The sequence below is a fragment of the Streptomyces sp. NPDC005202 genome, from assembly GCF_040608235.1.
Classification (GTDB): domain Bacteria; phylum Actinomycetota; class Actinomycetes; order Streptomycetales; family Streptomycetaceae; genus Streptomyces.
Genome location: NZ_JBEXHW010000021.1, coordinates 1 through 12,984, shown reverse-complemented (window position 1 = coordinate 12,984; position 12,984 = coordinate 1). Strand labels below are relative to the sequence as shown.

The following is a 12,984-nucleotide window of genomic DNA, read 5'->3' as shown; positions in this document are numbered from 1 at the left end:
GGGAAGTCGGGGGAGCCTGCCTGCCTCAGGGGCGCCGGGGCAGCCTGCCTGCCTCAGGAGCGCCGGGGCAGCCTTCCTGTGTCAGGGAAGTCGGGGCAGCCTGCCTGCCTCAGGGGCGCCGGGGCAGCCTTCCTGTGTCAGGGAAGTCGGGGGAGCCTGCCTGTGTCAGGGGCGTCGGGGCAGGCTGCGCCGCCCCGGTCACCTCCCGGAGGACTTCGCCGCCCTGGCCGCCTTGGCCGCAGCCTTCATCTCCTGTTTGTGCGCCCGCACCTTGGCCAGCGACTCGGGCCCGGTGATGTCGGCGACGGACCGGAAGGACTTCGGCTCGCCGTAGGGCCCCGCGGCCTCCCGCCACCCCTTGGGGCGCACGCCGAGCTGCTTGCCGAGCAGGGCGAGGAAGATCTGCGCCTTCTGCTTGCCGAAGCCGGGCAGCTCCTCGAGCCGGTTCAGCAGTTCCTGTCCGCTGTCCACGTCCCGCCAGATGGCCTCGGCGTCGCCGTCGTAGTGCTCCACGAGGTATTGGCACAGCTGCTGGATCCGCTTGGCCATCGACCCCGGGTAGCGGTGCACGGCCGGCTTGTCCGCCAGGAGCCTGGCGAAGGTCTCCGGCTCGAACGCCACGATCTCGTGCGCGTCCAGGCCGTCGGTGCCCATGCGCCTGGCGATCGTCGCCGGCCCGTTGAACGCCCACTCCATCGGGATCTGCTGGTCCAGCAGCATCCCGACCAGCAGGGCGAGCGGACTGCGGCCGAGGAGCGCGTCGGCATCGGGGTCCTGGGCGAGGTGAAGAGTGACGTCCATGTCCCGATGATCGCCCCGCACGGCCCGGACCGCAGCCGGGCACGCCCGCTTCGCCGGGCAGGGCGTCGAGCCGCAGCCGTCGTCGTCCTGCCGGAAGCCGGCCTCCCGACGTGTACCGACCTGAAGCCGACTCTCCCCGACCTGCACGCCCGGGCAGCGTGCCCAACGGGCCTTCCTGGCCGGGAAGGTAGCCTTCCCGGGTGACTCCTGACGACCTGGTCGCGCACTACGGGCCGGCGCCGATCTCCCCGCGAGGGCGGGCGGTTCCGGCGCACCTGGGCGGGGCCCGGTCGGCCGGACGGGCGCCCGGAGGGCCCGGCGATCGTCGCCCTGCCGACCGCCGAGCCGGACGACTTCGCCGCGCTGCACCGCCCGCCCGCGGAGGAGGTCCGGCACTTCTACCTCGGCGACCCGCTGAAACCGGCGCGGATCGTGGGACTGTGGCGTCCGTGAAGTCACCCGGCCCGGAGGCCGCATGAGTCCGCTTCAGGGGCAGGCTGCCGTGCGGGCCGACCTGCGGGCTGCCGTGCGGGCCGACCTCACCGCGAAGGCGAACGAACCGCAAGCACTTGGTCCGTAGGGGATGAGTGATGCGCAGCCTTCGTCCGTACGTATCCGGAAGCCGGCAAGTCCCAAGACGGAGAAGTGACGTGGCCCGACGGCGGAATGAAGGGTGTGACGGCGGTCCGCGCTGCGGACGGCGAGGGAGGCGACGACTTCCTGGGCTGGTGCTGCTGGGCTCCATGCTGCTCCTGCTCCTCCTCGGCGGCGCCGGTCCCGCATCGGCCCACGCCGCCCTCCGCACCACCGACCCCGCCGACGGAACCGTCCTCAAATCGGCCCCCCGCACGGTCATGCTGACCTTCACCGAGTCCGTCGGCCTGCTCGACGACTCCTTCCGCCTGTTCGACCCCGATGGCCGGCGCGTGCACACGGGTGAGGCTCAGCACGCGCCGGGCCGCTCGGACACGGCACGGGTGACGCTGCCGGCCAAGCTGGGCCAGGGCACGTTCACCGTGGCCTGGCGGGTGGTGTCGGCGGACAGCCACCCGGTCTCCGGCGCCTTCACCTTCTCCGTCGGCAAACCCTCCGCGACGACGGCCACGGTCGACACGGGCCCGGTCGAGGACCCCGCCACCGGCAGCCTCTACGACCTCGCCCGCTATGCCGGGTACGCCGCCGCGGCCCTGCTCATCGGCACGGCGGCCTTCGCTCTGGTCTGCCGTCCGCCGGATCCCGGCCCGTTGCGCAGGCCCCTGGTGGCGGGCTGGTGGGCGCTGCTGGCATCCACGGTCGTCCTGCTGGTGCTGCGGGCCCCGTACGAGACGGGCACGGGCCCCGCGTCGGCCTTCGACCCCTCGGCCCTGGGCCGCACCCTGACCAGCCGCCCGGGCCTGGCCCTGCTGGTCCGCCTGGCCCTGCTCCTGCCGGCCGCCGTCTTCCTCGTACGGCTGTCCCGGCGCCGGGAGGGGGAGCGGCCGACGCGCCCGACTCTCGCGACGGGCGCAGCCCTGGCCCTCGCCCTGGCGCTGACGTGGGCCGCGGCCGAGCACGCGTCGGCCGGCATCCAGGTACCGGTGGCGATGGCCTCCTCGGTCCTGCACCTGCTGGCGATGGCGGTCTGGCTGGGCGGCCTGACGGCCCTGCTCACGACACTGCACCGGACGACGACAGGCGAGCCGGGGCCGGACACCCCGGAGGACGGTACGAGGGCGTCGGCCTCGACCGGCGGCCACGGTCTGACCGCGACAGTCGCCCGCTTCTCCCGCGTCGCCTTCGCCGCTGTCACCGTTCTGGTGGTCACCGGCATCTACCAGTCCTGGCGCGGCCTCGGCTCCTGGACCACGCTCACCGGCACGACGTACGGCCGGCTCCTGCTCGTCAAGCTGGCGGCGGTGGCGCTGCTGCTGGCGGCCGCGAGCCGTTCGCGGAGCTGGACGGTGCGGCTGGCGACGGCGGACGCGGAGACGGCCGTAGGGGAACCCCGGGAACAGACTCCGAAGTCGGCGGCATTGGAGCGGGTCCCGGGACCAGCGGTTCGCGAACGGGTCCCGGAGTCAGCGCTTCGCTCACGGGCCCCGAAGTCAGCGCTTCACGCACGGGCCCCGGAGTCTGAGGATCGTGAACGGGTTTCGGAGCGGGCCGGTGGCCCGGCGCTGTCCGAGGCCGGCGTACCCGCGTCCTCCCCGGCGCCGGACGCCTACCGTCGCGGTCTGCGCCGCTCGGTGCTGGCCGAAGTCGCCGTCGGCATCGCGGTGTTGGTGATCACGACGGTGCTGACCGGAACGCTGCCGGGCCGTGCGGCCGCCGAGGCGGCCCAGGCGGCGCCCGCGGGCGGAGGCCCGACCGCCTCCGTCACGACGATCCCGTTCGACGTCGGCACCGCGGGCGGCCACGGCAAGGTACAGATCACCCTGGAGCCGGGCCGCGTCGGCGACAACGCGGTGGAGGCCGTGGTCTTCGGCCCCGACGGCGGCCTCGCCACCGTCCCCGAACTCCGCCTGTCCTTGTCCCTGCCCGCCCAGAAGATCGGCCCGATCGACGCCAGGCTCACCGACAAGGGCGGTTACTGGGGCACCGACAGCCTCAACCTCCCGATCCCCGGCACCTGGACCATGAAGGCGACGGTGAGGGTGTCGGAGCTGGACCAGGTGAGCGAGTCGAGGAAGGTCCAGATCCTGCGCTAGCGGCTAGCTGTAGTGACCCGCGGGGTTGTTGACGCGGGTGATGGGTGGCACCGGCGAACCGCGCCCACACCTCGTCGAGCACGCCCGGATCCCGCGGTTCCCCCGGCATTGCCTCCGGCAGTGCACTTCTCCGCGCCGGGTGCCCGGTGAGCAGCGAGAAGGGCTTCACATCGAAGACGAACCCGTCCTGGGTCCGCTCGACCCACAGCCGGCTGTTCAGCTCACTGGGAAGGGCGTAGTAACTCGCATCGACCTCGACGATCGGTAACCGCGTGGCGTAGTACCGCAATCGCCCCTCGGGATCCCGTGATCCCACCGGATACCACCCGCTGCGCACCAGCATCGGGTCCGTCCACGAACACGCACCGACCAGGATCTCGCCCATGGCGAGCGGTTACCCGTACGTGGCGCCTGGTAGCGCACGTATGTGGGATGTAACGCAAGTCATCACTTTGGGCCACCCGGGGAATTTCGTTCCCCTTCCGTAACCGAACATATTCCGATGCGTTATGCCGGTGTCGCGAACAAATAATCCCTCTCAGTACCAGTGGTGAAAATCTGGGTGTACGGCCACCGGGCCCACGGAGAAAGTCATGTGGAATGTCACCGTTTGGACGCTGATCGTGTGTGCCTCCGCCTGTACCATGGGGTCCACTCCCGTACCTCCTTATCAGTGCAGAATGTGACGCGCCGATGTCGCGGGACTGCGTCGGCGCCCTTGTGTGGTTGACGTACTGCAGCGCAACACCCGCCCCTCCAGGGCGACTCGATCCCTGACGAGTTCTCGGCCGGCGCCGAAGGGCGCTCCCCCTCGCGGGCACCCATCTCGTCGGCCAGGCGGACGATACATCCGAGCGCATATAGGGCTTATCAGGGAATTCCTTCACCCGTTTGCCGCGCATCCGCCGAAGTGGGGCGGCGTTAGTCGGGATATGACTAAGGCAACCAGGGAAGGGTACTTGCGCCTGCTCGTGGGCCAGGAGCGCGAGGAGACGCCTGCCGGACGCGCGGTGGCGCTGGGCCCCTATACCTACATTCCCGCCCCGGTGCACTCGACGGCCGCCGGCAACGGCACCCTGACCAGAGGCGGACTCCCGGTCGCACTGAAGGTGACCGAGCCCCTGCTACGGGATTTCCTGGACGCAATGAGCGCGCTGGAAGCCGATCTCGCCCGGCGCTGGGTCGGCTCGGAAGGCCGGTCCGCACTGGCGGGAGCGGAATAGCCGGGTCGCGGCATGTATGACGAACGAATCGACCACCGCCCAGGACACTCCGCCGATTACCCGGACAGGGCAGCCGATTACCCGGGCAGGGCAAACGAGGCCGGCACCGGCCGGCACCGGGCTCCGACCGAGGTCTTCTCGGCGCCCTTGGTGCCGCCGGACTCGGCCTGGGACCCGGCCGAGGAATTGGCCTTCATGCTCCAGGACGCCATGGAGGAGCACCGGCCGAGGATTCCCGTGGCCCGGGACGAGGTGCCGGTCACCGTGCCCGCGCCCGGCACGCCCCTGGCGAATCTGCAGGAAATCACGGCGGAACTGCCGCCTCTGAAGGAGGTCTCGCGAGGCCATCGCAAGGTCCGTGAACGCAAGCGGTTGAGCGGCCTGCGGGCCACCAGCCACGTCATTGCCGCGCTGGCCGCGGTCATCGCCTCCGCGGTGAGTTTTTTCGGCGGAATGGTTGCCTACGATCCCCTGCGCATCGTGGCCGCGTCCCGCATGCAGGCCGACGTCGCTTCATGGTGGCCCCTGCTGGTGTACGGGCCTTGGCTGGTGGCGTCGCTGTCCGTCCTGCGGGCCGCACTGCATCAGCGCCGCGCCGTCCACTCCTGGTGCGTGGTGCTGCTCTTTTCGTCCATCGCGATGCTTTTATGCGTCGTCCAGGCGCCCAAAACGGTCATCGACATCGCGGCAGCCTCCCTGCCGGGCCTCGCGTCCCTGGCGTGTTTCCAGCAACTCGTGCGCCAGATCACCCTGACCCGCCCACCCCGGCGAACGGCGCCCCGTCACCGACTGCCGCGCGCCCCGCAGCCCGACCCGCCCACGGAGGACCCGGCGCACACGACCCCGGACAAGATCGCTCCCACCCCGGACACGCACCAGCAGCAGCTACAGCCGCAGCCGCAGCAGCAGCGCCAGCCGCAGAGGCAGCGCCAACCGCAGGACGCGGACGCCCCGCGGTTGCGCAGTCAGTGGTGACCGGCCGGTGACCGGCCGGCCCCGGCGAGTGCCGCCCCCGTGACGCTCGTCACACAGCGGCGACGCTCGTCACACAGCGGCCCGGAGCCTGCCCGAGGAGCCGCCCGCACACGAAGAGCCGCCCGCACACGACGAAGGCCCCGACCGGCGAACGGTCGGGGCCTTGCGTCTGCCCTGCTGGGCGGCTGCGGAGGATACGAGATTCGAACTCGTGAAGGGTTGCCCCAACACGCTTTCCAAGTCTTCGCCCGGGGGTTCGGGGCGGGACGTGGGTGTTTTGACCTGGGGCGGAGCGGGCTGTCGGGTGGGTGGCGGACGGTGCTGGACAGGGGTGCTGGACAGGGGTGAATGAGATCAGAAGTGAGACCACGCCGGGGCGGAATGCTGGTGCACCGCAGGGGTGTGAGCATCTGTGACGGTGGGCTATGCGGGCATGACGCCGTGAATGCGGGAGAGGGTGAAGACGCGTTCGTCGTTTCGCAGGTGGCACCAGGCGTACAGATAGGGCGGGCCGAGAGCGAGCTCGCTGAGGGTGCGTACGGTGTGGTTGCCCGAGGCGGCGACGTATTCGATGGTGACCGCCTGGCCTTCGTTGACGGCATGGGCCAGCTGGCGGACGTCGGTGAGGGACAGCTGACGTGCGTACCCGGCGATGATCTCCTCGGTGTCGCTGTCGAAGGGGACCCCGTTGTACGGGTCGGGTTGCGGGGTGGCTGGTGGGGCGGTCTTCAGTCGGATCGCCAGCGCGCGCAGGTCGGCCTTCGCCGGAGCCTCCTCCGCGCGGCCGTCGGTCTTCCGGCGGCGCGAGGTTCCGCCGGACCGGCGCGGGGCCGGGATCGGGGCGGCGGCGCGGCGGCGCTGGGTTCGCTCGATGCGTACCGTCCCGTCGGCGGTCTCGGCGACTGGGGCATAGCCCGCGGCCCGGAGCGCGGCGACGGTCTCGTCGAGCGGGGTCCGGCTCACCAGCACCGTCGGCGCCAGGTGCCGCAGGCCGAGTTCGCTGAGCTTGCGGTGGGCGGCCAGCTCGGCCAGGAGGGCGGGCTCTTCGCCGTGGAGCACGCAGGCTGCGGGTGCGATGCGCACCCGGCCGTGTCTGCGTGCGGTGTCGTGGATCAGGTACGACAGCGGCTGGGGGAGGGGATCGACGGCGACGGCCGCCAGGTCGGCTTCGACGGCGTCGGGGGTGCGGCCGGCGTCCAGGGCTCGGCGGACGGTGCCGGGGCTGAATCGCCACACTGATGCCGTGCCGCCGGTTTCGCGGTCGGCGACCGTATCGAGCAGCGTGGTGAGGCGGGCGGACGGCGTGCCGGTGACGACGGCCGTGAGGTCGGCGCCGAAGCGGGCGGTCTCCGTAGCCGCGGGAAGCAGCCGTCGGCAGGCGGTGGCCAGTGCCTCGGCGTCCTCGACCAGCAGGGCGCCCCCGATGGGCGACAGGGCACCGCGGGCGAGGACGCCGAGCAGCTCCGCCTCGCGGATCACGGTGGCGAACGGCGTGGCGTCCTGGGGCAGCCGGTCGGCGAGCGGACGGTGCCAGGCGACGAGCGGCCCCAGGTCCGCGGGGTTCTGTACGCCCTGCCCCTTCGGGAGCCGCGCCGCGGCGGTGAGGAGACCTTCCCGTGCCTGCAGGCAGCCGCCGCAGGGGGGTGTTCCGGCGAGCGCGGGCAGGGACTTGCCGTCCTCGTCGCGGGTCTGGCCGGGGGTGAGCCGCAGCGTCCGCCACGCCTGGAGAAGCACCGTGAGCTGTTCGGCCGGTTCCCGTTCCACCCAGGCGTCGTAGCCTTCCGTCGCCGTGACCCTGTCACCGTCCCGGGCCAACAGCCCGGCCGCGTACGCCGTTTCGAGGGTGATACGCACCACGACGTCGTCGCATCGCGCCGCTTTGCCGACCCGGGAGAGTTCACGTGCTCCGATCCCGCCGGTCTTCAGCCGGGCCGGCGGTGAGGCGGCGCACGCTGCGAGGACCGAGGCGGCATGAGCGGCGAACGCCATGGCCGCGGCCGTCGCCTCCCGTTCCACCTCGGCCAGGGTGACGGACACGGTACGCACGTCGGGCGGGGCGGGCTCGAACGGAGCGCGCCAGCCGGGCCCGCGCAGTGCGAGCGCCACCTCGGCCGGCATGCGAGCCGTTCCGTACCCTCGACGATCCTGGACCAGCAGTCCCCGCTCCAGCGCCCATCGCGAACCCGGCTCCGAGTCGATCCCCGGAGTCCCGAACACGATGAACTGTGGTCGCTCCGGCGCGGTACTCGCCCGGCGCTCGAGCAGCTTGCGGGTGGCCGCGGGAGCCTGTGCCACCAGTGCGGCGATCCGTTCCGGGTTGCTGTGGTGTTCCACCAGGGCCGCCAGCCGCTGCTGCTTGGTACCACCGGGCTTGATCCCCAACGACCCCAGCATGCGGCGCAGTTCGTCGGAGGTTGTGCCCTCCAGCATCCGAACCAGCGGCGCATCCAGCCCCAGCGGCGCATCCCACGCCTGCCGCAACGGCGCCACCATGCGCAGCAGCCCCTCCTTGTCCGGCCAGACCAGCGCGTGGTCGGCCAGTGCCTGAAGCGCCGCGTCCAGCCCGCGGGCGCGCTCCCCGTCCACCGCGCCCAGCAGTTCCGCCAAGGCGTCGCGCGCGGTGGGCGTCAGCGCCGCGAGCGCCTCGGCCACCTGCAGGTGTGGCAGCGCGAGCCGGGGCAGTACCAGTGCCACCGCCCCCGGACGCTGAAGGCGGTCCGCCAGCTCGCCGACCGACCGTGGCTCCGGAGGGGACACGGCATCCGTCCGCACTGCGAGGACCCGCTCCAGCCTCGGGGTGTCGAGACCGCGCAGCCAGGCTGCCAGTGTTGATCCGCTGGGCTTACTGATGGGGGACACCTCGCTATCGAAGGACACGTTGGTTCCGGGAGGGGGACAGGGACCGCACAAGACTCAAGGATGGCGCACCGACAAGGCCGAACCGGTCACCCGAAAGGGTTTTGAACGCTGCTCGGGCGCGGTGCAGGGCCGTACGGCGCCAGGGCAGCTCGCGCTCGCTCGGGGAGACGCCGCGGCGACGCCGGCCGACCTCGACCCCGCCGCGGGTCATACCTTCTTTAGGCCCGAGCCGATGTCGGCCGCCTGTTCACCCGGTGGGTCTCCGCATCGAGCCACCGCGGCTCCCAGTGGGGCTCGTCGGGCCGCCGGCCGTCGGGACGTTCGGCCGAAGCCTCGCCGTGGGCGGTCAGCCTGCCGCGGGGCTCGTACCGCCGTGAGTTACTGCGCACTCGACCGGGCACTGCGCAGGAACAGGGCGCTGGTGAGGGCGCCGACGAGCACGATGGCGGCGTTCACCGCGATCGCGACCTTCAGACCGCCGAGGATGGCCGAGGCACCGGAGCCGGTCATCGCGGCGGTGGCGAGGGCGCTCATGATCGGCGTGCCCATGGTGATGCCGATCTGCTGGGTCATGGTCACGAGCCCGGTGGCCAGGCCCTGTTCGTGATCGGCCAACCCGGAGGTGGCGGTGACCATGAAACCGACGATGACGAGCATGTTGCCGACCCCGCCGACGAAGGTGGCGACGAGCAGGAGCCACATCCACGAGCTGTCGGCTCCGAGGCCGAGCAGGGCGGCCGTGAACACGGTCTGCGGGATTCCACCGGTGATCAGCGTCTGCTTGCTGCCGATCTTCCCGATGACCTTCGGGGCGACGGAGCCGCCGACGACCGTTCCGATGCCCAGCACGCCGAAGGACAGACCGGCGGCCAGCGGGGAGAAGCCGAGCACCTCCTGCAGGTACAGGGTCAGCAGGAAGACAAGCGACGTCTCGGTCAGGAACGCGATCAGACCGGCCACGTTGCGCGCGCCCCTCGACGACGCCCGGAGAGCCGGCCACGACCCGGCCGCCCTGCTGACCGAAGCCACCCGACGGCGCGAGCTCGACACCGCCACCTCTATCAGCGACGTCCTCGTATGGCGCCTGCGCCGCAGCGCCCACCTGCCCGCCCTATCCGAAAGCCCCCACGACACACCCATGCGAGGCAGCCGGCGCACTTCGTCCCCGCCGCCCACCACACACCCGGCCCCCAGCGCAGTGAACGACTCCAGCCGTCGTCGCTGACCGGAGAAGCGGGCGGAACATAGCTGACGATCGCCGGTTGGGCAAAACGGCGCGTTGGCCAGTCATTCGTGGATCTTTGCTGTCTGCCCCCGGCGAACTGGGATACAGAGCGCGAGACATCGTTGTCGTACCCCGAGAAACGGCGTGCGCGCGGCCCCAGCCACCACGCTCCCAGGAGTCTCAGGTCATTTGGCCGAAAGCAGGTCCCGAGCTTCCTCGGCGCACCCCGACAGCGTGACGCCGGCGGCCCCGTGCCCGTAGTTGTGCACGACCACGGTGTCGTCCTCCCACAGGTCCTCCTCCACACGGACCGTGGCGCGGGTCGGTCGAGCGCCGATCCGGTGCTCCAGCACGCGGACCTGGGCGAGACGGGGTTCGACCTCGGCGCAGCGGGCGAGGATGCCGGCCGCCGCCTTGTCGTCGGGGACGAGGTCGCCCTCGCCGTCGATCGCTGTGCCGCCCAGGACGACGGTGTCGCCGTGGGGGTAGAAGCACAGCAGGTCCGGCGAAAGGCCAGTGTCCTCGGAGAAGAACTCGGTCAGCCCGGGGTTGGTGACGACGACGTGCTGGCCGCGGATGGGCCGGAGGTCAGGATCCGGGACCAGGTCGCGTGCGCCGAGGCCCGCGCAGTTGACGATCACCGAAGCCGGACCGGCATCCGCGAGCGAGGCCAGCCGTCGCCGCTCGACCGCTCCTCCGGCATCGCGCAGCCGGCGCAGGAGGTAGTCCAGATAGGTGGGCATGTCGATCAGCGGCACGGTGAACCGGTAGCCCGCGGTGAACCCGGTCGGGAGTTCGGCCGGCTCGCACGGCCGGAAACCGGGCAGAGTCGTGGCCCAGTCCGGCGCGGCCTCGGCCGTGCGGGACGCCTCGATGCCGCTGGTCAGCCGGACGCCCGTCGCCGGGTCCTCGGCCAGCTCCCGGAAGATCTCCAGGGACCGTTGTCCCCACTGGCCGACCTTGTCCTTCGGCTCGACCAGGTACGGGCCCCACATCGCCCCGGCCGCCAGCGACGTGCCACCAGGCACCTGCTCGGCGATCACGTGCACCGAAGACCCGGCCTCGGCGAGAACGACGGCGGTGGTGAGCCCAGCCACCCCAGCTCCGACAACGACAACGCGCTCCCCTGCGGTCATGACCCTGACCCTAACCGCCGGGTGGCGTCAACGGGGCGTGCTGGGCGAGGGCGTCCTCCAGGACCGGCAGGAAGCCGCGCACATGAGGGTTGCGCTGTCGGCGACGGAGGTCTGCGGCAAGCTGGTGGAGCAGCGCCGCGCTGCGAGGCGAGCGCACGACATCGAGGCGGTCGGCAGCGATCTGGCCGATCTCGCAGGCCGCCTCCAGGTCTCCCCAGGCGCTGTGCCCCAGGGGCAGCCAGGCTCCCTCGAACATGGCCCTGCGCTGGCTTGGGTCGCCGCGCGGGACGTCGTACGACCCAGACCTGAGCATATCGGTCCCCTCGGCGAGGAAGCGACGGCTCTTCTTCCCGCTGTCGGCCTTCTGTTGCTCACGACCCATCTGGATGAGGCCATAACCGGCCTGGCAATCCAGGTGGTTGTCGGTGAGGAAGTACATCCAGCGGGGCTCTTCTTGGCGGCCGTCCCGGCTTGCGATCCAGATCCTGCCCGCCTACGCCGAGTCCGACCGCGCGCTGAGCGAAGCCGTCGCCCTGATCCTTCACGCCGAGGCGATGACCGACAAGCGCGGCAAGTGGCGGCGACGACGCCTGGCAGAACGCCTGCACCAGGCCCTGGAGCGGGCCGACGTCGACGGCGATCCCGTCCAGGACGAGCTGCTGCTGCGCAAGCTCGCCACCCGCAAGCAGGCCGTCGGCCTCGCGTCCATCACGCTGCCGCCACGCTGGGAGGTCCCGGCCTCGTACACAGCCCGTGAATCCGGGCACAGCCGCCCGCGCTCCGACCGCCCGGAGGCACTGCCGCGGGCAGAGGACGCTGCCCGCCCGTGTCCATCAGATTCGGGCGACGACGAGGTGCCTCCGGCTGCCCGCCCGCAGCTTGCCCGCCCGGTGGCAGGGCTGCCCGCAGGGGCAGAAACCCGGGGCGGCCCGCCGCTCCCAAACAACGGCTCGGGCAGCGCTCCGGGCAGGCGTGAGCGGAAACGGGCTGCCCGGAAGAAACCCGAGGACCGTAAGCGCCGCGCCTCGGACGAGATCATCCTCAGCTTCACCCACCGCACGTACGAGGAGACTGGCAGCGTCGGACGCGACCGGGTGGAGAACGCCCTGCGCGCCAATGGCTACACCGTCTCCAGCGACGACGTCGGACGGATCGTCCGCGAATTCAAGGCCCAGCTCAAGGCCACAGCCGGCGATCAACCCCGCTGATCCCGGGCAGCACCAACGCTCCCAACCACGCCCCGAGACGAAAGGCCCCATGCACACCCCGCACCACGAAGACCCCACCACCCACGAGGAATCCCTGCCGACCACCCCTGCCCCAGGCGGAGCAAGTTGTCGGATAAGGAGTCCTTATCCGGCCTCCGCCCCGGGGGAGGCGGAGGCATCCGGCGCGGGGCGCCGGAGTCGGCCGGCCCGGGGGGACCGACCGAGGAAGAGGGCGAGACCAAGTCGTCGTTGCACGCTGTGCAGCCGTCTGCTCCGCGTCGCCGTCTGCGTCAGCAGCGTCTGCGTGAGCGCCGTGTCCATCCGCGCTACAGCGAGAGCGAGTTCGCTGAACTCGCACGCGCCGCCAGCGTCAGCCGTATGCCGGTCGGCGGTTACGTCGCCGAGGCGTCGCTGGCAGCCGCCCGCGCTGAGGACCCCACGTGAGCTGCGTGTCCTCGCGCCCCGCCTTCGCCCAGGTAGACGACGAGCCGCCCGAGGGACTGCAACTCGAGGGTCTGCTGTCACGCCTGCTGGGAGGTCTCCAGCACGCGAGCCCCTGCGGCGGCGACGACATCCGCCGGCGTCTCGGTGTCGAAGGACATCTGGTAGCCACGCACCTTGGCCGTACCGGTGACAGCGATCTTCCACCCCTCGCCGTCGGTGCCAGGCCGCCCGAGCGAGAACCATCCAAGGTAGAAGCGCCCATCCTTCGAATTGACGTGCACGTCCGCGCGGTCGTCCACGACCAGGTGGAAATCGTTGGCGGAGAACTGATCCTCGATCCACCGCGTGAATTTTGATCTTCGATCTCGGGCGGGGTTCCGGTGGTTTTTGGAGTGCGGGCAGCGGTGATCGCCGGGTGGCCGTCCG

Annotated in this window: 9 protein-coding genes and 4 pseudogenes; 6 read left to right on the top strand and 7 right to left on the bottom strand. The window is 71.4% G+C overall.

The window, feature by feature from the left end; all coding sequences use genetic code 11:
* Window positions 1–198 precede the first annotated feature (198 nt).
* On the bottom strand, window positions 199–801 hold the full coding sequence (locus ABZV31_RS25570) for an HhH-GPD-type base excision DNA repair protein (protein WP_355898088.1): 603 nt from the start codon (window positions 799–801) through the stop codon (window positions 199–201).
* A gap of 200 nt (window positions 802–1,001) precedes the next feature.
* Here ABZV31_RS25570 and ABZV31_RS25565 point away from each other — a divergent pair.
* Window positions 1,002–1,221 (top strand): annotated as a pseudogene (locus tag ABZV31_RS25565) (cupin domain-containing protein); the annotation flags it as partial.
* Between the two features lie 308 nt (window positions 1,222–1,529).
* Window positions 1,530–3,488, top strand: coding sequence for a copper resistance protein CopC (locus ABZV31_RS25560; protein WP_355898085.1), 1,959 nt, complete (start codon window positions 1,530–1,532; stop codon window positions 3,486–3,488).
* Window positions 3,489–3,540: 52 nt separating this feature from the next.
* Here the strand turns inward: ABZV31_RS25560 and ABZV31_RS25555 are convergent.
* Window positions 3,541–3,873: pseudogene (locus ABZV31_RS25555) on the bottom strand (DUF72 domain-containing protein); the annotation flags it as partial.
* 574 nt (window positions 3,874–4,447) lie between these two features.
* Here ABZV31_RS25555 and ABZV31_RS25550 point away from each other — a divergent pair.
* Complete coding sequence (locus tag ABZV31_RS25550; RefSeq protein WP_355898083.1) at window positions 4,448–4,711, top strand: hypothetical protein; 264 nt, start codon at window positions 4,448–4,450, stop codon at window positions 4,709–4,711.
* A gap of 12 nt (window positions 4,712–4,723) precedes the next feature.
* Window positions 4,724–5,686 (top strand): DUF2637 domain-containing protein, encoded by a 963-nt coding sequence (locus ABZV31_RS25545; RefSeq protein ID WP_355898080.1) that lies wholly within the window; start codon window positions 4,724–4,726, stop codon window positions 5,684–5,686.
* A 423-nt stretch (window positions 5,687–6,109) separates the two neighbouring features.
* On the opposite strand, the gene ABZV31_RS25540 is transcribed toward ABZV31_RS25545, so the two are convergent.
* Window positions 6,110–8,545 carry a helicase-associated domain-containing protein gene (locus ABZV31_RS25540; RefSeq protein ID WP_355898077.1) on the bottom strand — a complete coding sequence of 812 codons (2,436 nt, stop codon included), beginning with the start codon at window positions 8,543–8,545 and terminating at the stop codon, window positions 6,110–6,112.
* A 378-nt stretch (window positions 8,546–8,923) separates the two neighbouring features.
* Window positions 8,924–9,508, bottom strand: a pseudogene (locus tag ABZV31_RS25535) (MFS transporter); the annotation flags it as partial.
* A gap of 10 nt (window positions 9,509–9,518) precedes the next feature.
* On the opposite strand from ABZV31_RS25535, the pseudogene ABZV31_RS25530 reads away from it, so the two are divergent.
* A pseudogene (locus ABZV31_RS25530) lies at window positions 9,519–9,770 on the top strand (mobilization protein); the annotation flags it as partial.
* 185 nt (window positions 9,771–9,955) lie between these two features.
* Here the strand turns inward: ABZV31_RS25530 and ABZV31_RS25525 are convergent.
* Both ABZV31_RS25525 and ABZV31_RS25520 read right to left on the bottom strand, forming a co-directional pair.
* Entirely contained in the window at window positions 9,956–10,906 is a 951-nt protein-coding gene (locus ABZV31_RS25525; RefSeq protein WP_355898074.1) for an FAD-dependent oxidoreductase, read from the bottom strand.
* Window positions 10,907–10,916: 10 nt separating this feature from the next.
* Complete coding sequence (locus ABZV31_RS25520; protein ID WP_355898071.1) at window positions 10,917–11,345, bottom strand: hypothetical protein; 429 nt, start codon at window positions 11,343–11,345, stop codon at window positions 10,917–10,919.
* Here ABZV31_RS25520 and ABZV31_RS25515 point away from each other — a divergent pair.
* Window positions 11,332–12,114, top strand: a complete 783-nt coding sequence (locus ABZV31_RS25515; protein WP_355898069.1) for a hypothetical protein — start codon at window positions 11,332–11,334, stop codon at window positions 12,112–12,114. The two genes, ABZV31_RS25520 and ABZV31_RS25515, sit on opposite strands and share 14 nt — an antisense overlap.
* A 521-nt stretch (window positions 12,115–12,635) precedes the next feature.
* Here the strand turns inward: ABZV31_RS25515 and ABZV31_RS25510 are convergent.
* On the bottom strand, window positions 12,636–12,984 hold a 349-nt coding region (locus tag ABZV31_RS25510; protein ID WP_355898066.1), incomplete at its 5' end, for a DUF317 domain-containing protein.